General features: G+C 70.2%; 12 protein-coding genes and 3 rRNA genes. 3 read left to right on the top strand and 12 right to left on the bottom strand.

The window, feature by feature from the left end; all coding sequences use genetic code 11:
* Positions 1–3: 3 nt before the first annotated feature.
* The 10 genes from BX285_RS11195 to trpS form a co-directional block, all read right to left on the bottom strand.
* Positions 4–1,293 carry a DUF6986 family protein gene (locus BX285_RS11195; protein ID WP_121175037.1) on the bottom strand — a complete coding sequence of 430 codons (1,290 nt, stop codon included), beginning with the start codon at positions 1,291–1,293 and terminating at the stop codon, positions 4–6.
* A 110-nt stretch (positions 1,294–1,403) separates the two neighbouring features.
* Positions 1,404–3,245, bottom strand: coding sequence for a DUF2637 domain-containing protein (locus tag BX285_RS39185; protein ID WP_310794197.1), 1,842 nt, complete (start codon positions 3,243–3,245; stop codon positions 1,404–1,406).
* 244 nt (positions 3,246–3,489) lie between these two features.
* A complete protein-coding gene (locus tag BX285_RS11180; protein WP_097237830.1) occupies positions 3,490–4,155 on the bottom strand; it encodes a response regulator transcription factor in 666 nt (221 codons plus the stop codon).
* The gene (locus BX285_RS11175; RefSeq protein WP_259470499.1) at positions 4,107–5,519 is read right to left on the bottom strand and encodes a sensor histidine kinase; all 1,413 of its coding nucleotides are present in this window, start codon (positions 5,517–5,519) and stop codon (positions 4,107–4,109) included. Before BX285_RS11175 ends, BX285_RS11180 begins: the two co-directional genes overlap by 49 nt.
* A 248-nt stretch (positions 5,520–5,767) precedes the next feature.
* Positions 5,768–5,884: ribosomal RNA gene (rrf, locus tag BX285_RS11170) — 5S ribosomal RNA — on the bottom strand.
* A gap of 71 nt (positions 5,885–5,955) precedes the next feature.
* Positions 5,956–9,076, bottom strand: a 23S ribosomal RNA gene (locus BX285_RS11165).
* Positions 9,077–9,335: 259 nt separating this feature from the next.
* Positions 9,336–10,859 (bottom strand): 16S ribosomal RNA (locus BX285_RS11160).
* The 16S, 23S and 5S rRNA genes sit together here, the layout of an rRNA operon.
* Before the next feature lie 530 nt (positions 10,860–11,389).
* Entirely contained in the window at positions 11,390–12,064 is a 675-nt protein-coding gene (locus BX285_RS11150; protein WP_097237829.1) for a nucleoside/nucleotide kinase family protein, read from the bottom strand.
* A gap of 87 nt (positions 12,065–12,151) precedes the next feature.
* Positions 12,152–13,114, bottom strand: coding sequence for an LD-carboxypeptidase (locus BX285_RS11145; protein WP_097237828.1), 963 nt, complete (start codon positions 13,112–13,114; stop codon positions 12,152–12,154).
* A gap of 174 nt (positions 13,115–13,288) precedes the next feature.
* The gene (trpS, locus tag BX285_RS11140) at positions 13,289–14,365 is read right to left on the bottom strand and encodes a tryptophan--tRNA ligase (protein ID WP_121175035.1); all 1,077 of its coding nucleotides are present in this window, start codon (positions 14,363–14,365) and stop codon (positions 13,289–13,291) included.
* Positions 14,366–14,706: 341 nt separating this feature from the next.
* On the opposite strand from trpS, the gene BX285_RS11135 reads away from it, so the two are divergent.
* Both BX285_RS11135 and BX285_RS11130 read left to right on the top strand, forming a co-directional pair.
* Positions 14,707–15,828, top strand: coding sequence for an ABC transporter substrate-binding protein (locus BX285_RS11135; RefSeq protein ID WP_257032776.1), 1,122 nt, complete (start codon positions 14,707–14,709; stop codon positions 15,826–15,828).
* A 204-nt stretch (positions 15,829–16,032) separates the two neighbouring features.
* Entirely contained in the window at positions 16,033–17,283 is a 1,251-nt protein-coding gene (locus tag BX285_RS11130) for a hypothetical protein (RefSeq protein ID WP_121175034.1), read from the top strand.
* Positions 17,284–17,366: 83 nt separating this feature from the next.
* On the opposite strand, the gene BX285_RS11125 is transcribed toward BX285_RS11130, so the two are convergent.
* Positions 17,367–17,900 carry an NUDIX hydrolase gene (locus BX285_RS11125; RefSeq protein WP_121175033.1) on the bottom strand — a complete coding sequence of 178 codons (534 nt, stop codon included), beginning with the start codon at positions 17,898–17,900 and terminating at the stop codon, positions 17,367–17,369.
* 115 nt (positions 17,901–18,015) lie between these two features.
* On the opposite strand from BX285_RS11125, the gene BX285_RS11120 reads away from it, so the two are divergent.
* The gene (locus tag BX285_RS11120) at positions 18,016–18,981 is read left to right on the top strand and encodes an ATP-grasp domain-containing protein (protein ID WP_121175032.1); all 966 of its coding nucleotides are present in this window, start codon (positions 18,016–18,018) and stop codon (positions 18,979–18,981) included.
* Between the two features lie 143 nt (positions 18,982–19,124).
* On the opposite strand, the gene BX285_RS11115 is transcribed toward BX285_RS11120, so the two are convergent.
* Entirely contained in the window at positions 19,125–23,165 is a 4,041-nt protein-coding gene (locus BX285_RS11115) for an ABC transporter transmembrane domain-containing protein (protein WP_121175031.1), read from the bottom strand.
* Between the last annotated feature and the right edge of the window lie 33 nt (positions 23,166–23,198).

Here is a 23,198-nt window from a genome sequence, read left to right as displayed (position 1 = left end):
GGGTCAGCGGCCGGCCAGGGTGTCCAGCCGCTCGCGGTCCAGGCCGGTCAGCGCGGTGACCTCGGTGAGGTCGACGGCGCCGCAGTCCAGGCCGCGCAGCAGGTAGCCGCTGAGGGCCCGGGCGGTGGCCGGCTCGTCCATCACGTCGCCGCCCGCCTTGGCGACGTAGGCGGCCAGCCGGGCGGCGGCGGCTGCCAGGCCCTCGCGGTAGAAGGAGTAGACGGCGACGTAGCGGGTCGGCAGGTGCGCCGGGTGCATGTCCCAGCCTTGGTAGTAGGCGCGGGCCAGGGAGCGGCGGACCAGGTCGTGGTGGAGCTTCCAGGCGGCGTGCACCTGCTCGGTGGAGCCGGTCGGGATGACGTTGGTGGAACCGTCGGAGAGCCGGACCCCGGTGCCGGCCGCGGCCACCTGCATAACGGCCTTCGCGTGGTCGGCGGCCGGGTGGTCCATGCTCTGGTACGCCGCACTGACCCCGCAGGAGGCGCTGTAGTCGAAGGTGCCGTAGTGGAGGCCGGTGGCGCGGCCCTCGGAGGCCTCGATCATCCGGGCCACGGTGGCCCGGCCGTCCGGGCCGAGGATGGCCTGGGTGGTCTCGATCTGGATCTCGAAGCCGATCCGGCCGGCGGGCAGCCCGGCCCGGCGCTCGAAGTCCGCCAGCAGTCGGACCAGCGCGGTGACCTGCTCGGCGTAGGTCACCTTGGGCAGGGTGAGGACCAGGCCCTCCGGAAGGCCGCCGCCGGCCAGCAGGGTGGCGAGGAACAGCTCCAGGGTGCGGATGCCGCGGGCCCGGACCGGCGCCTCCATGCACTTGATCCGGATGCCGACGTACGGCGGGGCGCTGCCCTCGGCCACGGCGGCGGTGATCAGCTCGGCCGCGCGGACGGCGGCGGCGTCCTCCTCGGCGTCGGGGCGGGGGCCGTAGCCGTCCTCGAAGTCGATCCGCAGGTCCTCGACCGGCTCGCGCTCCAGCTTGGCGCGGACCCGGGCGTGCACGTCGGCGAGCAGGTCGTCGTCGGCGATGCCGAGGGCGCGGGCCAGCTCGGCCGGCGTGCCGGCGTGGGTGTCGAAGGCCGTCAGGGCCTGGCGGCCCCATTCCCGTACGGTGTCGGCGGCGAAGGCGTCGGCCGGGACGTAGACGGTGTGCACCGGCTGCCTGGTCCCGGAGTCGCCCGGGTAGCGGCGCGCCAGGTCGGCGTCGACCGGGGCGAGCAGCGCCTCCACCGCGGCGCGGGCGGCGGTGGAGAAGGACGCCCCGTCCGCCGGCCCGTTTCCGTCGACCTCGACCTGAGACATCCGCACTCCTCCGTGCCGAACCGGCGATTCAACAATTTGTTGAGGCGAAGGTAGCTCCGGCACGGTCGGGCGTCAATGACCGACCGAGCGCTGGACGGCGGCCGGCCCGGTCAGTCCCTCCCGGCGGCGATGTAGCGGTCGCGCAGCTCCGGGAAGAGCTCGGCGACCTCCTTCGGGTGGACCGAGCCGTCGTGGCCCTTGCCGGTGACGCCGTACTCCCTGGTCAGCCAGTCGGCGAGGCGCTGCGGGTCGGGCTGGTGACCGTGGCCGTCGATGTACGAGACCAGGGCCTCGTAGGCCAGGTCCGGGTCGAGGCGCGCGGGAGCCGGGAGGGGTGCGGGCTGCTCGGCTTGGACGGGCTCCTCGGCCGGAACCGGCGCCTCGGAGCGGGACGGCTGGGCCGACTGCTCCGACGGCCGGGCCTCGCGGGGCTGCTGGTGCTGCTGGTGCTGCGGTTCGACGGGCGGCTGCGAGTGCTGCGGCGCGGCCGGGGGCTGGGACGCAGGAGGCTGCGGCACCGGGTGCTGGGCCTGCGGCTGGGGCGCGCCGGCGGGGGCCGGTCCGGCAGCGGGCTCGTCGGCCACCGGGCGCGGCGGCTTGAACCAGGGCGAGGCCTGGCCGGGCACCCGGCCACCAGGGGCGGCATCGGTCGGGTGGCCGGTGGTGCGGACCGGGCGCTCGGTCCAGACGTTCAGTTCCTCCCCGCGCGGCTGCGCGGCCACGACCGCCTCGTCCTCCGGCTCATGCGCGGCACGCAGCCGGACGGCGGCCAGCTTGGCCAGCATCGGCGCAGCGACCTCGGCGGGCAGCGGCGCGACGGCGGGGGTAACGGGAGCGGGGGTGGTCGCGGCAGCGGCCTGAGCCGGGTCCGGCGCCTGAGCTGCGGCCTGGACGGGCCCGGGCTGGACCGGTCCGGCCGGAGCTTGAGCCTGGGCCTGGGCCTGGGCCTGGGCCTGGGCCTGGGCCTGGGCCTGGGCCTGGGCCTGGGCCTGGGCCTGGGCCTGGGCCTGGGCCTGGGCCTGGGCCTGGGCCTGGGCCTGGGCCTGGGCCTGGGCCTGGGCCTGGGCCTGGGCCTGGGCCTGGGCCTGGGCCTGGGCCTGGGCCTGGGCCTGGGCCTGGGCCTGGGCCTGCTGGGTCGGTACCACCTGCTGCTGAGGCTGACCGGCCGGGGCGCCCGCGGCCGGGCCGATGGCGGCGGTGCGGCCCGCCTGGATACCGAACTCCGGCGCGTCCGGCCGGCCCGTCAGTGTCTCCTCGGCCTCGCGCTCGCGGGCCTCCTCGTCCAGCCGGTCGAGCAGCGACGGGTCCAGCGGAACGCCGAACTTGGCGAGCTTGAGCGGCAGCAGCGCCTGGATCGGCGCCGAGCGGCGCCAGCCGCGGCCGTAGCGGAAGCGCAGCTGGGCCCGGTAGACCAGGCGGTTCTGCTCCAGCCGGATGACCTCGTCGTAGGAGCGGAGCTCCCAGAGCTTCATCCTGCGCCAGAGCCGGAAGGTCGGCACCGGGGAGAGGAGCCAGCGCATCACCCGGACCGACTCCATGTGGCGGTCCGCCGTGATCGCCGCGATCCGGCCGACCGCGTGCCGCGAGGCCTCGACCACGACGACGAAGAGCACCGGGATGACGGCGTGCATGCCCATGCCGAGCGGATCGCCCCAGGAGGCGGCCGCGTTGAAGGCGATGGTGGCGACGGTCAGCAGCCAGGCGGTCTGGCGCAGCATCGGGAAGGGGATCCGCAGCCAGGTCAGCACCAGGTCGAGCGCGAGGAGTACGACGATGCCCGCGTCGACGCCTATCGGGAAGGCGTAGGAGAAGGCGCCGAACCCCTTCTTCTCGGCCAGCTCGCGCACCGCGTTGTACGAGCCCGCGAAACCGATGCCCGAGATGATGCAGGCGCCGGCCGCGACCAGGCCGAGCAGGCCGCGATGAGCCTTGGTGAGCGTTGGGCGTGCCATTACGTCTATCAACCCCTGGATGTCGGCTGCGGCCGTACGCTGCCTCGACTGCCGGGTCCCGCTGGTCGGGCCACCGGACGGCTGAGCAGCCTCCGGGCTCGGCCCACCGGAGTTTACTCGTACACCTGTTTAAGCGTTTCCGCAGCCTGGGGTGGAACGGTACCGGCGCGCCGCACGGAGGCTCGGCGGCGGCCGCGGTGAGGACGGCCCGGTCCGCGGTCCGGCCCGCGGTCCGGCCGGACCGTCAGCGGCTTTGCTCCGCCGTGCCGTTGAGGTAGGTCAGCACGGCCAGCACCCGGCGGTTGGCGTCCTCGTCAGGGGCGAGTTCGAGCTTGGTGAAGATGTTGGCGATGTGCTTGGCGACCGCACCGTCGCTCACCGACAGACGGGCGGCGATCGCCGAGTTGGAACAGCCTTCGGCCATCAGCTCCAGCACCTCGCGCTCGCGCGGGGACAGGCGCAGCAGCGGGCCGGGTCGGCGCGAGGTGGTCTGCATCAGCTTCGCGATCACGTCCGGGTCCATCGCCGTGCCGCCCGCCGCCACCCGCCGGACCGCGTCGATGAACTGCTCGGCGTTGAACACCCGGTCCTTCAGCAGGTAGCCGATCCCGCCGGTGCCGTCGGCCAGCAACTCCCGCGCGTACAGCTGCTGGACGTGCTGCGAGAGCACCAGCACCGGCAGGCCCCGGATCTCCCGGCGAGCCTTGAGCGCGGCCTGCAGGCCCTCGTCGGTGAGCGTCGGAGGCAGCCGGACGTCGACCACGGCCACGTCCGGTCGGTGGGTCAGCAGCGCCTCCAACAGCTCGGGCCCGGTCTCCACCGCCGCGGCAATGGTGAAGCCGTGCGCTTCCAGCAGCCTGATCAGGCCTTCGCGAAGGAGGTAGAGGTCCTCGGCGAGGACAACTCGCACGGCAACTCCAAGGTGATGGTGGTCGGACCGCCCGACGTGCTGTCGATGGCGAGGACACCGTCGAAGGTACCCAATCGCTTCTCGATCCCGCGCAGTCCGGTCCCCCGCGAGGGGTCCGCCACGCCCACGCCGTCGTCCGTCACCGTGACCCGCAGGAAGCCGGCGCGGTACAGGATGTCCACCCACACCTGCTCCGCCTCCGAGTGCTTGGCCGCATTGGCCAGCAGCTCGCAGATGCTGAAGTACACGGCGGCCTCCACCGGCGCCGGCGGCCGGTCCGGCAGGCTGACGACGACCTCGGTCGGGAGCGCGCAGTCCAGCGCCAACGCACGGACGGCGTCGCCCAGTCCGCGCTCGGCGAGCACCGGCGGGTGGATGCCGCGCACCAGGTCCCGCAGCTCCTGCAGGGCCCGGGCCGACGACTGCCGGGCCTCGGCGAGGAGCTCGCGCGCGGCGGCCTGGTCGGTGTCCAGCAGGTGCTCGATGGTGCCCAGCGTCATCCCGATCGCGACCAGCCGCGCCTGGGCGCCGTCGTGCAGGTCCCGCTCGATCCGCCGCAGCTCGGCCGCCTGGTTGCCCGCCGCGTCCGCCCGCGTCTCGGTCAACTCGGCCACCCGCCTGGTCAGCTGGGCGTGCGTCGCCCGGCCGTCCTGGTCCAGCACCCGGCGGGCCACCTCCGCGTACGCGCGCACCGCGAACGGTGCCACGAGTATCCCGGCGACGATCATGGCGGCCCCGAACGCGACGCCCAGCAGGGCGGACACCATCTGCCCGCTCAAGGGACCGAAGCCCTCGCTGGGCGGCACCGGCCCCGACAGGGCGTAGGCGGTGCCCAGCCCGAGCAGGCCCAGCACCGGGCCGGCCAGGGCCAGCGTCAGGAACGGGGTCACCGCGAGCCAGGCCAGCTCGGCGCGGGTGGTCCGGTCCCGCAGCCCCCAGTGGGCCAGCTGCGCGTACTTCGCCACCGTCCGCGAGCGGTGGTAGGAGTACCCCGTCCACCAGTGCCCACGCCCGTCCAACTCCAGCCCTGGCTGCGGCTCGTAGCTGGCCGGCAGCCGTGCGCCGAACCAGCGCGCCAGCTGCCCGCGCGTACGGTTCGCAGTCCGGTGGACGTTGGCCGCGGCCACCACGGCACCGACGGCCGCCGCCACGAGGAGGGCGAGGAGGAGCCCCGGCCCGGACTGCTGCAGGAGCCGGGCCGTGATCACCCCCGAGATGACCGCCGCCATCACCGGCAGCACGAACCCCGGCACCGCCGACACCACCAGGACGACCAGTCGCGCCAGCCCCTGACCGCCGGCCGCGAAGGCCGCCTGGGTCTGCGCACGTACGGACGTGCCGCTCGCACGACTCGCTGTTGTCACGGGAAACTCCTGATGCCGCCGGTAACCGATCGTTCTCCATCAGTGTTCACGAACCCTCCACTCCCCACACTGGCCATGACACCCCAATTCCGAGGTGGACCTAGGTCCACCTGCAGTGGGGTGCAGCACCACTGACCCGGGCCGACTGATCCCGGCCGGCACTGACGCAAGTCCTGAGCAGTTCATTCAGGTCCGGAAATACGAAGAACCCCCATCCGGGATCCGGATGGGGGTTCTTCAGAAGAATTGTTCGGCGGCGTCCTACTCTCCCACAGGGTCCCCCCTGCAGTACCATCGGCGCTGTGAGGCTTAGCTTCCGGGTTCGGAATGTAACCGGGCGTTTCCCTCACGCTATGACCACCGAAACACTATGAAACTATCGACCCGCCGGCAGGGCGGTCGTTGTTTCAGAACAACACAGTGGACGCGAGCAACTGAGGACAAGCCCTCGGCCTATTAGTACCGGTCAACTCCACCCCTCACAGGGCTTCCATATCCGGCCTATCAACCCAGTCGTCTACTGGGAGCCTTACCCTCTCAAGGAGGTGGGAGTGCTCATCTCGAAGCAGGCTTCCCGCTTAGATGCTTTCAGCGGTTATCCCTCCCGAACGTAGCCAACCAGCCATGCCCTTGGCAGGACAACTGGCACACCAGAGGTTCGTCCGTCCCGGTCCTCTCGTACTAGGGACAGCCCTTCTCAACACTCCTACGCGCACAGCGGATAGGGACCGAACTGTCTCACGACGTTCTAAACCCAGCTCGCGTACCGCTTTAATGGGCGAACAGCCCAACCCTTGGGACCTACTCCAGCCCCAGGATGCGACGAGCCGACATCGAGGTGCCAAACCATCCCGTCGATATGGACTCTTGGGGAAGATCAGCCTGTTATCCCCGGGGTACCTTTTATCCGTTGAGCGACGGCGCTTCCACAAGCCACCGCCGGATCACTAGTCCCTACTTTCGTACCTGCTCGACCCGTCAGTCTCACAGTCAAGCTCCCTTGTGCACTTACACTCAACACCTGATTGCCAACCAGGCTGAGGGAACCTTTGGGCGCCTCCGTTACCCTTTAGGAGGCAACCGCCCCAGTTAAACTACCCACCAGACACTGTCCCTGATCCGGATCACGGACCCAGGTTAGACATCCAGCACGACCAGAGTGGTATTTCAACGACGACTCCACAACAACTGGCGTTGCCGCTTCAAAGTCTCCCACCTATCCTACACAAGCCGAACCGAACACCAATATCAAGCTATAGTAAAGGTCCCGGGGTCTTTCCGTCCTGCTGCGCGAAACGAGCATCTTTACTCGTAATGCAATTTCACCGGGCCTATGGTTGAGACAGTCGAGAAGTCGTTACGCCATTCGTGCAGGTCGGAACTTACCCGACAAGGAATTTCGCTACCTTAGGATGGTTATAGTTACCACCGCCGTTTACTGGCGCTTAAGTTCTCAGCTTCGCCCCACCGAAATGGAGCTAACCGGTCCCCTTAACGTTCCAGCACCGGGCAGGCGTCAGTCCGTATACATCGCCTTACGGCTTCGCACGGACCTGTGTTTTTAGTAAACAGTCGCTTCTCGCTGGTCTCTGCGGCCACCCCCAGCTCAAGGCGCAAGGCCCGTCACCAGGAATGGCCCCCCTTCTCCCGAAGTTACGGGGGCATTTTGCCGAGTTCCTTAACCATAGTTCACCCGAACGCCTCGGTATTCTCTACCTGACCACCTGAGTCGGTTTGGGGTACGGGCCGCCATGAAACTCGCTAGAGGCTTTTCTCGACAGCATAGGATCATCCACTTCACCACAATCGGCTCGGCATCAGGTCTCAGCCTTAATGTGAGGCGGATTTGCCTACCTCACGGCCTACACCCTTACCCCGGGACAACCACCGCCCGGGCTGGACTACCTTCCTGCGTCACCCCATCGCTCACCTACTACAGACTTGGATCGGCGGCTCCACCACGTCCCATTGTCCGAAGACTCCGGGCCGGCTTCACGGCCTTAGCATCACCTGGTTCAGCGTTGGCGCTTCAAAGCGGGTACGGGAATATCAACCCGTTGTCCATCGACTACGCCTGTCGGCCTCGCCTTAGGTCCCGACTTACCCTGGGCAGATCAGCTTGACCCAGGAACCCTTGGTCAATCGGCGCAAGAGTTTCCCACTCTTGTATCGCTACTCATGCCTGCATTCTCACTCGTATACCGTCCACGACTGGTTTCCACCGCCGCTTCACCCGGCACACGACGCTCCCCTACCCATCACAGCAGGCGTTGGCCCTCAATGCTGCAATGACACGACTTCGGTGATGTGCTTGAGCCCCGCTACATTGTCGGCGCGGAATCACTTGACCAGTGAGCTATTACGCACTCTTTCAAGGGTGGCTGCTTCTAAGCCAACCTCCTGGTTGTCTCTGCGACTCCACATCCTTTCCCACTTAGCACACGCTTAGGGACCTTAGTCGGTGTTCTGGGCTGTTTCCCTCTCGACCATGGAGCTTATCCCCCACAGTCTCACTGCCACGCTCTCACTTACCGGCATTCGGAGTTTGGCTAAGGTCAGTAACCCGGTAAGGCCCATCGCCTATCCAGTGCTCTACCTCCGGCAAGAAACACGTGACGCTGCACCTAAATGCATTTCGGGGAGAACCAGCTATCACGGAGTTTGATTGGCCTTTCACCCCTAACCACAGGTCATCCCCCAGGTTTTCAACCCTGGTGGGTTCGGTCCTCCACACGGTCTTACCCGCGCTTCAACCTGCCCATGGCTAGATCACTCCGCTTCGGGTCTTGGGCATGCAACTCAGACGCCCTATTCGGACTCGCTTTCGCTACGGCTACCCCACACGGGTTAACCTCGCTACACACCGCAAACTCGCAGGCTCATTCTTCAAAAGGCACGCAGTCACGGCCCACCAGCAAGCTGATGAACGACGCTCCCACGGCTTGTAGGCACACGGTTTCAGGTACTATTTCACTCCGCTCCCGCGGTACTTTTCACCATTCCCTCACGGTACTATCCGCTATCGGTCACCAGGGAATATTTAGGCTTAGCGGGTGGTCCCGCCAGATTCACACGGGATTTCTCGGGCCCCGTGCTACTTGGGAGATGAGCAAGCAAGCCGTACAGATTTCGTCTACGGGGGTCTTACCCTCTACGCCGGACCTTTCGCATGTCCTTCGACTACCCATACGGTTTCTGACTCGCCCAGCCGCCGGCAGACGACTGAAGCTCATTCCCACAACCCCGCAATGGCAACCCCTGCCGGGTCTCACACCAAAACGGTTTAGCCTCATCCAGTTTCGCTCGCCACTACTCCCGGAATCACGGTTGTTTTCTCTTCCTGCGGGTACTGAGATGTTTCACTTCCCCGCGTTCCCTCCACACTGCCTATGTGTTCAGCAGCGGGTGACAGCCCATGACGACTGCCGGGTTTCCCCATTCGGAAACCCCCGGATCAAAGCCTGGTTGACGGCTCCCCGGGGACTATCGTGGCCTCCCACGTCCTTCATCGGTTCCTGGTGCCAAGGCATCCACCGTGCGCCCTTAAAAACTTGGCCACAGATGCTCGCGTCCACTGTGCAGTTCTCAAACAACGACCAGTCACCCACCTGAACAAGCATGGGACCGGCAACCACTGAGACAACGGTTACCCGTTCCCTCAGGACCCAACAACGTGCCCGACACACCCGATCAACAACCCGCCTTCCACGCCGAAGCAGTACTAACGGATGCCAACCAAGTGTGCCGAATAGTCAACGTTCCACCCATGAGCGAGCACTCCGGGACATTCGCCCGAAGCTGCTATGTGCTCCTTAGAAAGGAGGTGATCCAGCCGCACCTTCCGGTACGGCTACCTTGTTACGACTTCGTCCCAATCGCTGGTCCCACCTTCGACGGCTCCTCCCCTTACGGGTTAGGCCACCGGCTTCGGGTGTTACCGACTTTCGTGACGTGACGGGCGGTGTGTACAAGGCCCGGGAACGTATTCACCGCAGCATGCTGATCTGCGATTACTAGCAACTCCAACTTCATGGGGTCGAGTTGCAGACCCCAATCCGAACTGAGGCCGGCTTTTTGGGATTCGCTCCGCCTCACGGCATCGCAGCCCTTTGTACCGACCATTGTAGCACGTGTGCAGCCCAAGACATAAGGGGCATGATGATTTGACGTCGTCCCCACCTTCCTCCGAGTTGACCCCGGCAGTCTCCTGTGAGTCCCCATCACCCCGAAAGGCATGCTGGCAACACAGAACAAGGGTTGCGCTCGTTGCGGGACTTAACCCAACATCTCACGACACGAGCTGACGACAACCATGCACCACCTGTATACCGACCACAAGGGGGCACCTGTCTCCAGGTGTTTCCGGCATATGTCAAGCCTTGGTAAGGTTCTTCGCGTTGCGTCGAATTAAGCCACATGCTCCGCTGCTTGTGCGGGCCCCCGTCAATTCCTTTGAGTTTTAGCCTTGCGGCCGTACTCCCCAGGCGGGGAACTTAATGCGTTAGCTGCGGCACCGACGACGTGGAATGTCGCCAACACCTAGTTCCCAACGTTTACGGCGTGGACTACCAGGGTATCTAATCCTGTTCGCTCCCCACGCTTTCGCTCCTCAGCGTCAGTAATGGCCCAGAGATCCGCCTTCGCCACCGGTGTTCCTCCTGATATCTGCGCATTTCACCGCTACACCAGGAATTCCGATCTCCCCTACCACACTCTAGCCTGCCCGTATCGAATGCAGACCCGGGGTTAAGCCCCGGGCTTTCACATCCGACGCGACAGGCCGCCTACGAGCTCTTTACGCCCAATAATTCCGGACAACGCTCGCACCCTACGTATTACCGCGGCTGCTGGCACGTAGTTAGCCGGTGCTTCTTCTGCAGGTACCGTCACTTGCGCTTCTTCCCTGCTGAAAGAGGTTTACAACCCGAAGGCCGTCATCCCTCACGCGGCGTCGCTGCATCAGGCTTGCGCCCATTGTGCAATATTCCCCACTGCTGCCTCCCGTAGGAGTCTGGGCCGTGTCTCAGTCCCAGTGTGGCCGGTCGCCCTCTCAGGCCGGCTACCCGTCGTCGCCTTGGTAGGCCATTACCCCACCAACAAGCTGATAGGCCGCGGGCTCATCCTGCACCGCCGGAGCTTTCCACCCGAGAGCATGCGCTCCCGGGTCATATCCGGTATTAGACCCCGTTTCCAGGGCTTGTCCCAGAGTGCAGGGCAGATTGCCCACGTGTTACTCACCCGTTCGCCACTGATCCACCCCGAAGGGCTTCACCGTTCGACTTGCATGTGTTAAGCACGCCGCCAGCGTTCGTCCTGAGCCAGGATCAAACTCTCCGTGAATGTCTACCCGTAATCGGGTGGCACTCGCGTTGAGCGGCACGGCAACCACCGGAATAGGGTGATCCCGCGCACTGCGTCCTCGCTAGTGTTATTTCAAAAGGAATCTCCAACCCCAGGAAACCTGAGGCCGGGGATGTCAACATATCTGGCGTTGACTTTTGGCACGCTGTTGAGTTCTCAAGGAACGGACGCTTCCTTCGGACCGCCTTCCAGCGGACCCTCCGGGCTTCGTTCATTCGTGTTCCCAGCTTATCAGATGATTTCCGCTCCGTTTCCGGGGCTTCGTTCATCCAACTCGCCGGTGTCTTCCGGGGTTTGACGCCCCGTCCGACGTTCCAAACTCTAGCCGATCCCCGCTCCGAGAAGCGAATCCAGCCGCAATCCGATAAAACGAACACGCCGAATAACGCCGAGCCGCTGAGCGTAAAACGCAGACGCGACCCAGCCCGAGCCGGAAAGTGGTGTTTCAAGGGATTGGCCGCCCCGGGACCGTCCGCGCCGATGCGTGTCCGGTGCTCCCTGCCGAGCGACTAGAGAACACTACCCCTGTCTGGTGCCGGAGGCAAACCGGTCCCGGGGACGGTCCGGGTGCAGAGTGCGCGGCCGGGCTTCACGTACTCGCCGTTGGGGTGGTCGTTGCCGGTGACCCAGTGGCGGGCGGTGGCCTCGTCGCGGCCGCCGTCGCGGTGGCGGCCGAGCAGGCGTTCCTCGCGGACGGCGTCGTCGGTGTGCACGTACCAGAGTTCGCGCAGCAGGCGGCGGGCCTCCGGCCACGGGGTGTCGGAGGAGGCGAGGTAGTTGCCCTCGGTGATGACGAGGCGGGTGTGGGGCCGGATCACGTGGCGGGCGGCGACCGGTTCGTCCAGCGTTCGGTCGAAGTCCGGGACGTAGATGTCCTGGAAGCGGTCGGCGGTGACGCGGCGCAGCAGGGCGACGTAGCCGTGGGCGTCAAAGGTGGCCGGGGCTCCCTTGCGGTGGGTCAGGCCGAGGCGGTGGAGCTGGGCGCCGGAGAGGTGGAAGCCGTCGAGCGGGAGGTAGGCGGCGGTGCCGGGTCCTTCGATGCGCTCGACCTGGGCCACCAGGTGGCGGGCCAGGGTGGACTTGCCGGCGCCGGGCGGGCCGGCAAGTCCGAGGATCGTACGGGCGTTGCTGCCCGGGCCGCGGAGGAAGCCGAGGGCAAGGGCGGTAAGGCGGTCCTCGTTCATGGCCGCACCCTACTCACCGGGCGGGCGCCCGGACCCGCCCCAGCCGGGCCCGGGGTGCAGTGGTCAGCGAAGCCGCTCGGCCAGTGGTCAGCGGGGCCGCTCGGCGAGGGCGGGACGGTCCAGGGTGAGCGTGCCGGCGTCCGCGTCGAGGAGGGCGGGGAGGCCCAGCGGGACGGTGAGGGTGGAGGGGCAGTGGCCGAAGCCCAGTTCCCAGAGCACCGGTACGCCGAGTCCGCCGAGCCGGTCGAGCATCACCTCGCGGACCCGCTCGGGCCGTCCGCAGCCCTCCCAGGAGCCGAGGGCTATGCCGGCCACGCCGTCGAGGGCGCCGGAGCGCAGGAACTGGGTGAGGAGGCGGTCCAGTTGGTACGGGTGCTCGTTGACGTCCTCCAGCACCAGGATGCTGCCCGCGTACGAGGGCCGGGCGGCGGGTGTGCCGCGTTCGGCGGCGAGGACGTGGACGCAGCCTCCGGCCGTGACGCCACGGGCCCGGCCGGGGACGAGCGGTTCGGCCGTGGGCGAGGTGAGGACGGTGGTGGCGGCGGGGTCGAAGAGGGTGCGGCGCAGGTGCTCGGCGGTGGGGCCGTCGGAGACGAAGGAGGCGCCGGTGGCCAGCGGACCGTACAAGGTGGCGAGGCCGAGGTGCCGGGCGAAGGCCTCGTGCAGGGAGCTGACGTCGCTGAAGCCGATGAAGGGCTTGGGCCGTGCGGCGCGCATGGCCGTCCAGTCGAGCAGGTCGACCATCCGGTGCACGCCGTAGCCGCCGCGGGCGCAGATGACGGCGTCGACGGTGGGGTCGAGCCAGGCGGACTGGAGGTCGGCGGCGCGGTCGGCGTCGGTGCCGGCCAGGTAGCCGAGGGTGGGGTGGGTGTCGAGGACGTGCGGCGCGACCGTGACGCGCAGCCCCCAGGAGCGGAGGATCGCGCAGCCGGCGGTGAGGCGTTCGGGTTCGATCGGGCCGCTGGTGGCGACGACGACGATGTGGTCGCCGGGGCGCAGCTGCGACGGGCGGGTCAGCCCCTGGCCGGGAGTGGTCGGGTGCTGGTCCATGGGCCGGGCCGCCTTTCGGGCGCGGGGGGGGAGGGGTTCACGGGCGGCCGCGGCGTGTTCGCGGCCGCCCGTGACGATATGCCCCCGCGTCAACCGGCCGATGTCTGCGGGTCGGTGTCCCACGGCCGCCTGGGGCGGCGGGGAAGCCGGCGGGTGCGGCGGGGCAGGGGCTCTTCAGACCGCCCCCATCACCTCCCGTACCTCGGCGAGGGTGGCGTCGGCGACGGCGTTGGCGCGCTCGGCGCCGTCGTGCAGGACCCGCCGCAGGTGGCCGCGGTCGGCGGCGAGTTCGGTGCGGCGGGCGCGCATCGGGCGGAGGTACTCGTTGACGGACTCGGTGACGGTGCGCTTGAGCGCGGCGGCGCCGTCACCGATCTCCTCGGCGACGGCCTCGGGGGCGCGGTCCTGGCAGAGCGCGGCGAGCAGGACGAGGCCGGAGACCCCGGGGCGGTCGACCGGGTCGTAGCCGATGTGCCGGTCGGTGTCGGTCCTGGCGCCGCGGATGATCCGGGCGGTCTCGTCCGCGGTGGCGCCGAGGGGGATGGCGTTGCCCCGGCTCTTGCTCATCTTGCCGCCGTCGGTGCCGAGCAGCATCGGGGCCTCCGAGAGCAGGGCCTGCGGGAGGGGGAAGACGGTACTGCCGTCGGCGTGCGGGTAGCGCTCGTTGAAGCGGCGGGCGACGGTGCGGGCCACTTCGAGGTGGGGCAGCTGGTCCTGGCCGACCGGGACGAGGTCGGCCTTGCAGAAGAGGATGTCGGCGGCCTGGTGGACGGGGTAGGTGAACATCAGCCCGCTGACGGAGGACTGCCGGGAGTGGGCGATCTCGTCCTTGACGGTGGGGTTGCGGTTCAGTTCGGCGACGCTGACCAGGCTGAGGAAGGGCAGCAGCAGCTGGTTGAGGGCGGGGACGGCGCTGTGCGCGAAGATCGTGGCCCGCTCGGGGTCGAGGCCGGCCGCGAGGTAGTCGAGGACGAGGCTCTCGGTGTGTTCGGCCAGCCGGTCGGCGATGTCGCGGTCGGTGATGACCTGGTAGTCGGCGACCACGACGAACATCTCGACGCCCTGGTCCTGCAGGAGGACGCGGTTGCGCAGGGTGCCGAAGTAGTGGCCGAGGTGGAGCGGGCCGGTGGGGCGGTCCCCGGTGAGGACGCGGTGGGCGGTCGGGTCGTCGATGCGGACGGGACCGGCGGCGGCAGGGGCAGTGGTGGCGGCAGCAGCACGGGCAGCGGCGGTGATGGTCTCGGCGGTCAAGGGTCCTCCTCGGTACGGCGGTGGTCGCGGCCGTCCGGGGCGAGGGGCCCTTTCCCGCGGGGAGCGGGGGAAACGCGACAGGGCCGTCCATCCCGGACGGCCCTGGTCAGGCGAGTGCTGGTGGCCGTCCTAGGACGGCCACCAGCTCAGGCCCACGAAGCGCTTCATGCGGGCAAGCGTACGTCAGTCCTCCGCGCCGCTGTCGTAGTCGGGGCCAGGCGTCGGTGGGGGTCTCACGGTCAGGCAGGGGTCCCAGATACCCCGGCACGGCGCCATCGAGATAGGTTTGCCTCACCTAAGTTTGATGGACGCTGATCCGCCGACCCACGAAGGAGCGTCGCGTGGCCCCCACCCCCGACGACCTGGCCCTCGCCACCCGCACCACCGGCCGCCGCAGGTTCCTCACCGCCGGGATCGCCGGCGGGGCGGTGCTCGGCCTCGGCGGACTGCTCACCGCCTGCGGCAGCTCCGGCGACTCGGGTGGGTCGGGCCGGTCGGGCGGCAGCGGCGGGTCGGCCGCCGGCGGCGGCTCCACGCCCGACCAGAAGTCGGTCAAACAGGGCGGCGACGACTACGCCACCGTGATCGAGAAGATGAAGGGCTTCGGCACCGACGCCGCCCCCGGCGTCTACCCGCGCACGGTCAAGCACGCGATGGGCGAGACCGTCATCCCCGCCAAGCCCACCCGGGTCGTGGTGCTGGACACCGGCGAACTCGACAACGTCGTCGCACTCGGCATCCAGCCGGTCGGCGTCGTCCACACCGACGCCTCCAAGTCCATGCCGTCCTACCTCAAGGACAAGGCCGGCAACCCGGCCGCCGTCGGCACCACCAACAGCCTCAACCTGGAGGCGATCGCCGCGCTCAAGCCGGACCTGATCCTCGGCAGCCAGCTGCGCGCCCAGGACCAGTACGCGCAGCTGTCCAAGATCGCGCCGACCGTCTTCTCGCTGCGCCCGGGCTACCCGTGGAAGCAGAACTTCCTGCTCAACGCGAGCACCTTCGGCCTGGAGGCCGAGGCCAAGGCGCAGTTGGACGCGTACCAGGCCGCGGCCTCCGCGATCGGCGCCGGGCTCGGCGACAAGCGGCCCGCCATCACGCCGCTGCGCTTCATGCCGGGCCGGACCCGGCTCTACGCCGAACTCTCCTTCATCGGCACCATCCTCACCGACGTGCCGCTGCCGCAGCCCAAGATCGAGCAGGTCAGGGAACTCGCAGTGGAGGTCAGCCCGGAGCAGATCGACAAGGCCGACGCCGACTGGATCTTCTACGGCGTGTACGGCAGCCCCAGCTCGACCAACCAGGACGCGGTCCTGGGCGGCGCGCTCTGGAAGACGCTCGGTGCGGTCAAGTCCGGTCAGGCCCGGCCGGTTTCGGACGAGACCTGGTTCCTCGGGCTCGGGGTCATGGCGGCAAACGCGGTGCTCGCCGACCTCAAGGGGTTCGTCGCCGCCGGGAGTTGATCCGGCGGCCGCTCGGTGGCCGCCGGTGGTGCGGCGGTGTTCCCCGGCGGTGTTCCCCGGCGGGGGTCCATGGCGGGGGTCCATGGCGGGGGTCCATGGCGGGGGCCCTTGGCGGTGGTCCGGCGCTCACCGCCGGGTTCGACGCTTGGAGCTGATCGCGCGGTGCGGCAGGATCGTCGGGACCGTCCCCCGAAGGGCCCGCCGATGACCTCGCTCCACCCCGCCCCGACCGACCCCTCCGTGCCCGGCCCGCCCGGGGACAACGCCGGGTCCTCGCCCCCGCCCGCCGTCTCCGGGCCGACGGCTGTGCCCGGCCCGGTCTGCTCGATCGCGACCGCCGCCGAGGCCGGACCGGCCGTGCCCGGCCCCTCCGACGGGGTGATCCGCCAGGGCTGCGCCTCCCGCCACGACTCGGTGCCACAGCCGCGCAGCAAGGACGACGCGGAGACCCGCGGGCTCGCCAGGACGACGGGCACAGCGGAACCGGGTACGGGCTCCGGTGCGGGCTCGGGCACGGACGCGGTCTCGGCTGGGGCGGCCGAAGGCCTGGCGGCGGACGGCGGTCCGACCGCGGCGCGCTTGCGGGCAGCGTTCGCCGAACGGCTGCGCGCCGCACGTGCCCAGGGCCGTTCGGTCACGGAGCTGGCGGACGCGTGCCGGCGGCCGGTCGCGGAGGTACGGGAACTGCTCGGCGAGGAAGCCGAGCTTCCCGAACTGCCCGCGCTGCCCGGGGTAGCTGCGGAGGCCGGAGGCGGGAACGGAGCCGGGAACAGCCCCGGCGTCGGCTTCGTCCGGTTCCAGCCGTCCACCGTGCCGCCGCCGGTGGCCGGACCGTCCGTACCGGCACCGCGTACGGCGCGCGAGGAGCTCCGGCCCCTGGGATCCCGGCGGCCGTCACCCTCGCGCCGACTGCGCCGGATGCACCCGCAGACCGCCCCGACCGGGCAGGAGGCGACCGCACGGGAGACGGCCGCGACCGGCCCCACCGGGGCTGGACCGCGGTCCGCCGTCACCTGGGCGGGTGAACTCGCCGGTGCGCCGGGGAGGGTGGCGGATCAGGCGCCGTACGGGGCCGGGACCGGTGCCGCCGCGGTCGCCCCCGACGCCGAGGCCTCCCGGGCCGAACCGCCGCTCGGCATCCTGATCGGCGGCAGCCCCGGCCAGCCCGAGGCCGTCGGCCGGCCGGAGGAGCGCGCGCCGGTCCGGGTTTCGGCCGAGCCGATCCGGGTCGGGCGGGGCACCAGCCTGGTGGTGCTGCCCTCCTGGCGCCCCGCCATCGCCGTGTCCGTTCCGACCGAGCAACTGCTGTCCGCGACCGGGCTCCGCTACGAGCAACTCGCCGGCAGCCGGCTGACGGTGCTGATGAACCCCAGTGCGCTGCACGACCGCGAACTGGACCTGCACGGCTGGGAGCCCGGTCCGACCGGGCGCGCCCGACGCGCCGGGCGTCCCTAGGGCGGCTCCTTCGGCCGGCGGTCAGCGGTCGGTGGTCGGTGTCGGTGGTCGGTGGTCGGTGGTCAGCAGTCAGCGGCCAGCGGTCAGCGGACGGCCGGGGTGTTCGGGATGTACCCGAGCGCGACGGGCACCGGTGGGCGTCCGTCGACCGCCCAGCCCGCGCGGACGGCGTCCAGCAGCTCCGGCAGTCGGGGCGGCCAGAGCGCGTCGGCGTTCTCGTCGGCGAGGTCGGCCGGGGTCCACCAGCGCCAGTCGAGGATGCGGTCCACGGCGTGCACCACGCTGACGTCCCCGACCGGACCGCGGTGCGGTCCGCGGGTGAGGTAGATGTGCTCGTGCTGGCGCACCGGGGTGCCGTGCCAGGTGAAGTCGTGTTCCCAGGTGCAGAGCAGCGGGCCGGGTTCGAGGTCGGTCCAGCCGGTCTCCTCCCAGAGCTCGCGCCGGGCGCCCTCCCACGGGGACTCGCCCGGGTCCAGTCCGCCGCCCGGCATGGTCCAGTGGACGCCGACCTCGTCGTTGTCCGAACGCAGCAGGAACACCGAGCCGTTGTCGTCCAGGACCACCGTGCGGGCGGCCTGCCGGGGTACGCGCTTGCGGGGACGCAGCAGATTTCGCATCGGGTCACTCTCGCAGCGGCCGCCCGGGGCGTCGAGCGGATTCGTCGCGGAGACCCGCGGCGGGTCCGGCGTCCGACGGGCGCCCGACGGGCTCGCGGGCCGTACCCTGACGGCCATGCCCGTACCCGCGATCATCTTCCCCGCCGATCCGCTCAACCCGCGCCGGCCCGACCCGCACTTCGCCTGGGAGGCCCGGCTGCTGCGGGAGTTGGGCGGCGATCACCACCTGGTCGACCATGACGCGCTGCTCTCCGGCCGGGCCGAGGAGGCGGTGCGACGCGTGCCGCAGGACAGCGGCCCGCTCTGGTACCGGGGTTGGATGCTCCCCTGTGCCCGGTACGCCGAGTTCGCCGCCGCGCTCGCCGCCCGTGGCGGCAACCTGCTGACCAGCCCGCCCGGGTACGCAGCGGCACACGAACTGCCCGGCTGGTACGGCGTGTTCGAGGGGGCGACCCCGGCCAGCGCGTGGATCCCCTCCGACGGGACGGCGGCACCCGGACCGCAGGAGCTGGCGGCGGCCGCGGCCCGGCTCGGCGGGAGCGGGCCGGCGATCGTCAAGGACTACGTGAAGTCGCGCAAGCACGAGTGGCACGAGGCCTGCTTCGTACCCGAGTTGGCTGACCTTGCGGCGGTCGGACGGGTGGTGGAACGGTTCGTCGAACTGCAGGGCGAGTTCCTGACCGGCGGGGTGGTGCTGCGGCGGTACGAGGAGTTCGAGGGCCCCGGCGGCGGGGCTGGCGCTGCGGACGCTTCGGGCGCTCCGGACGCCTCGGATGCCTCGGATGCCTCGGACGTGCAGGGTGCGGGCGGGCGGGCCGTGGAGGCGCGGGTGTGGTGGTTGGACGGTCGGCCGGTCCTGGTCGGGCCGCACCCGGACGCCCCGCACCGGACGGTCGATCCCGACCTCACCGAGGTCCGGGCGCTGGTCCGGACGCTCGGCTGCCGCTTCGTCACCACCGACCTCGCCAGCCGGGCCGACGGCTCCGGCTGGCGGGTGGTCGAGGTCGGGGACGGGCAGGTCAGCGAACTGCCACACGGGATCGACCCGTCCGGCCTGCTGTCCTCGCTGATCGCCGCCTGAGCTGCGCTTCCCTGGCCCGCCCGTGCCACCCGAGCCGCCCGTGCCGCCCGACGGCGATCGTGGGCCCGACGGGCGGCGCGGTACGGGGCGGCGCCGGTCGGGTAGCGGTCCGCGGCCCGCCCGGCAGCGTGCGGCCCCGCGCCCTACCCGGCGGCGACGGTCTCGACCGCCGGGTGGCCGTCCGCGATGAACGCCTGCCAGAGCCGGGCGTACGTCCCGCCCCGGGCGAGCAGTTCGGTGTGGGTGCCGTCCTCGACCACCCGGCCGTGGTCCAGCACGATCACCCGGTCGGCGCGCTCGGCGGTGGTCAGCCGGTGGGCGATGACCAGGGTGGTGCGGCCGCCGCTGAGCCGGTCCGCGGCCTGGTTGACCGCCGCCTCGGTGGCCAGGTCGAGCGCCGCGGTGGCCTCGTCGAGCAGCAGGATGTCCGGGTCGACCAGTTCGGCCCGGGCCAGCGCGATCAGCTGGCGCTGACCCGCCGACAGGTTGCGCCCGCGGCCCGCCACCTCGTGGTCGTAGCCGCCGGACAGCCGGACGATCATGTCGTGCGCGCCGACCGCCCGGGCCGCCGCCTCGACCTCGGCCGCCGAGGCCTCCGGCCGGCCGTACGCGATCGCCTCGCGGATCGTGCCCGCGAACAGGTACGCCTCCTGCGGCACCACGCCCAGGCGGTGCCGGTACTGCGCCAGGTCGTAGCGGGCGAGGTCGACCCCGTCCACCCGGACGGTGCCCTGCGTCGCGTCGTAGAACCGGGCGACGAGCTTCACCAGCGTCGATTTTCCTGCGCCGGTCTCACCGACCAGTGCCACCGTCTGCCCCGCCGGGATGTGCAGGTCCACCCCGGTCAGCACGTTCGGGGCGCCGTCGGCGCCGCCGTTGTAGGCGAAGCCGACCCCCTCGAAGCTGATCTCGCCGCGCAGCCCCTTGGCCACCGGGACCGGGTCGGCCGCCTCGGCCGTGGTGGTCGGGGTGCGCAGCAGCTCGCGGATCCGGCCGAGGCCCACGGAGGCCTGCTGGTAGCCGTCGAAGACCTGGGACAGCTGGTTGACCGGCGCGAAGAACAGGTCGATGTAGAGCAGGTACGCGACCAGCGCGCCGACCGTCAGCGTCCCGGCGTCGACCCGGGCGGCACCGACGATCAGCACCAGCGCGGCGGCCACGCTGGAGAGGAACTGCACGAAGGGGAAGTACAGCGAGATGTACAGCTGTGCGCGGACCCGGGCCTCGCGGTAGGCGATGCCGCGCGCCACGAAGCGGTCGGTGTTGGTGTCCAGGCGGCGGAAGGCCTGGACGATCCGCATGCCGGCCACGTTCTCCTGCAGGTCGGCGTTGACGACGCTGATCAGGTCGCGGGAGCGCTCGTACTGGTCCCTGGACTTCCTGCGGAACACCAGCGTGGCGATCACCAGCAGCGGCAGCACGGCGAAGACCACCAGGGCCAGGCCGGCGTCGATGATCAGCAGGGCGGCGAAGATCCCGGCGAAGGTCAGCAGGCTGACCACGGCGGTGACCATGCCGGTCTGCAGGAAGGACGTCAGGGAGTCCAGGTCGGTGGTCATCCGGGTCATGATCCGACCGGTCAGCTCGCGCTCGTAGTAGTCCAGGCCGAGCCGGTTGAGGTGGGCGAAGATCTTGAGCCGGAGCGTGTAGAGGACCCGCTCACCGGTGCGGCCGCTGACCCGGTTCTCGGCGCCCTGCACCAGCCAGTCCAGCAGGACCACGACCAGCGCGGTGAGCGCGGCCACCGCGACACCGGACATCAGGCCCTTGCGGACGCCCTCGTCGATGCCGTGCCGGATCAGCACCGGCAGGACCAGGCCGGACCCGGCGTCCAGGGCGACCAGCAGGAGGGCGATGAGCAGCGGGACGCGGAAGGGGCGCAGCAGGCGGCGCAGGGTGAAGTCGGGGTCTCCGGCCTCGGCCTCGGCGCGGGGGACGGCCGGGGTGTCGGTGGCGGGCGGGAGGGCGGCGACCTTGGCCAGCAGGTCGGGGTCGGCGGTGCGGGCGGCCTTGGTCAGGGCGGGGGTGGGGAGGTCGGGGACCGGGAGGACCGGGGTGGGGAGGTCCGGGGTGGGGGCGGCGGGGTCCGGCCTCGGCCCGGCGGGCGAGGAGGACGGGGAACCGGTTCGGGGCTCGGCATTCGCCTCGGTCGGCGTCCCGGGCGCCGGGTGCAGGACGGCGCGTCCCGCCTCGGGGTCGGTGATCAGGGCCCGGTACTGGGGACATCGGGCTTCGAGTTCCTCGTGTGTCCCGATGTCCAGCAGGCGGCCGCGCTCCAGGACGGCGATCCGGTCGGCGAGCTGGAGCGTCGAACGGCGGTGGGCGATCAGCAGCGTGGTGCGGCCGGTCATCACCGAGCGCAGCGCGTCGTGGATCTCCGCCTCGACCTGCGGGTCCACGGCCGAGGTGGCGTCGTCGAGCAGCAGGATCCGGGGGTCGGTGAGGATCGCCCGGGCCAGGGCGATTCGCTGGCGCTGCCCGCCGGAGAGGGTCAGGCCCTGCTCGCCGACCTTGGTCTCGTAGCCGTCCGGGAGGGCGCGGACGAACTCGTCGGCCTGCGCGGCGCGGGCGGCGGCGACGATCTGCTCGTCGGTGGCGTCCGGACGGCCGTAGGCGATGTTGGTACGGACCGACTCGGAGAAGAGGAAGCTCTCCTCGGGGACGATGCCGACCGCCGCACGGACCGAGTCCAGGGTGAGCTCGCGCAGGTCGTGACCGTAGAGGCGGACGGTCCCGGCGGCCGGATCGTAGAACCGGGGCACCAGCTGGGCCACCGTCGACTTGCCGGAGCCGGAGGCCCCGACCAGGGCGAGCGTCTCGCCGGGGGCCAGCTTCAGGCTCAGGCCGTGCAGGACGGGGGCGGGGTGCTCGGGGTCGTAGCGGAACTCGACCCGGTCGAACTCCAAGGCGACGTCGAGGGTCCGGGGGCCGACGGGGCTGCCGTACGGGGTGGCTCCCTGCGGGGTGGTTGCGTCGGTCGTGCTGTCCTGCGCAGTGGTGTCCTTCCCGGTGTCCTCGCACGGGAGGTCGAGGTCCAGGGTGTGCGCGTCGGGGCGTTCCTGGACCACCGGGCGCTCGTCGACCAGCTGCAGGACGCGTTCCACGCCCGCCCGGGCCTGCTGGCCGACCGTGATGACCATGGTCAGCATCCGCACCGGGCCGGTCATCTGCGCCACGTAGGTGGAGAAGGCGACGAAGGTCCCGAGCGAGACCTGGCCGTCGACGGCCAGCCAGCCGCCGAAGGCCAGGACGGCGACCTGGGCCAGGGCCGGGATCGCCTGCATGGCCGGGTTGTAGCGGGCGTTGAGCCGGATCGACCGGAGCCGGGCGGCGAACAGGTTCTGGGAGGCCCGCTCCAGCTTGTCCACTTCCTGGGCCTCCTGGCCGAAGCCCTTGACCACCCGGACGCCGCCGATCGCGCCGTCCACCACGCCGGCGACGGCGGCCGCCTCCTGCTGGGCGGCCCAGGTGGCCGGGAACAGGCGCTTGCGGCTGAGCACCGAGACCCACCACAGCGCGGGAGCCATGACCAGCGCGACCAGGGTGAGCGGCGGGGACAGCCAGACCATCACAACCAGCGACATGACGAACATCAGCAGGTAGCCGGTCATCATCGGCAGCATCGAGAGCAGGCCGTTGACCAGCTGGAGGTCGGAGGTCGCGCGCCCGACCACCTGACCGGTGTCCAGCCGGTCCTGGCGGTGGCCGTCGAGCCGGCCGAGCGAGCGGAACAGGTCGCTGCGCATGTCGTGCTGGACGTCGAGAGCCAGCTGACCGCCGTAGTAGCGACGGACCTGGGTGCAGCCGAAGACCACGACGGCGGCCAGCAGCAGCACCACCGCCCAGGGGGTCAGCGAGCGGGTGTGGGCGACGATGACGTCGTCGATGATCAGCTTGGTGACCAGCGGCACCAGCGCGGTGACGGCCATGCCGAGGAGCGAGGCGCCGAACGCGAACAGCAGGCTCCGGCGGGACCGCCAGCTGTAACCGACCAGGCGGCGCAGCCAGCCTGCGCGGCTGGCGTCCGTCTGGTCGGGGTCCGTCCGGTCGGCGTCCGTCTGGCCCCCGCCCGTCTGGCTGGCGCCGCTCTGCTCGGCAGCCGCGTGCCCGGCCGCCGGGGTCGAGCCGGGGGCCGGTGGGCCGCTCGGGAATTGCTCCACCGTGGATCCGTGAGTCTCAGGCATATTTAGGGATGCTAACCATTTCGTCGGGTGGCC

It is taken from the genome of Streptomyces sp. 1114.5 (genome assembly GCF_003635085.1).
Lineage (GTDB): Bacteria > Actinomycetota > Actinomycetes > Streptomycetales > Streptomycetaceae > Kitasatospora.
The sequence above is the reverse complement of the archived record's forward strand: the minus strand, read 5'-3'. Positions and strand labels throughout refer to the sequence as shown.